The sequence below is a fragment of the Neisseria sp. P0019.S003 genome (assembly GCF_051957115.1).
GTDB classification, from domain to species: Bacteria; Pseudomonadota; Gammaproteobacteria; order Burkholderiales; family Neisseriaceae; genus Neisseria; species Neisseria flavescens_D.
On record NZ_JBQCWT010000062.1, the window covers coordinates 1 to 478 of the forward strand.

A 478-nucleotide genomic window follows, 5' to 3' on the forward strand; every position below is an offset into this window, starting at 1 on the left:
GTCCAAGCACGGATTTCTTTTCCGCCGGCGGTGAAGTAGGTTTGCAGGCCCAAGAGGTCGTAGCCGGCACGCATGAGGCGGTTCAGGCCCGGTTCTTCCAAGCCCATTTCAGCGAGGAATTCGGCTTTTTCGTCGTCTTCCCATTCGGCGATTTCGCTTTCCCTCGCGGCGCAAACGGCCCCAAACGGGGCGTTTTCTTTTGCAGCCAATTCTTTCAGGCGATCGAGGTGCGGGTTGTTTTCAAAACCGTCTTAGGAAACGTTGCCGACGTACATGGCAGGTTTGGCAGTCAGCAGGAACAGCGGTTTGAGCATGGCAAGCTCTTCTGCGTCTAAGCCGAAGGAGCGTACAGGCTTGCCTTCGTCCAACTGAGGCAGCAGTTTTTTGCACAGATCGACCAGTTTTTGCGCATCTTTATCGCCTGAGCGTGCGCGTTTTTCTTAGCGGACGCTGGCTTTTTCGACGCTGGCCAAGTCAG

Annotated in this window: 1 pseudogene; it reads right to left on the minus strand. The window is 55.4% G+C overall.

Features of this window, described 5'->3' with window-relative positions:
• Window positions 1-478: pseudogene (gene ychF / locus ACTHTS_RS11090) on the minus strand (redox-regulated ATPase YchF); the annotation flags it as partial.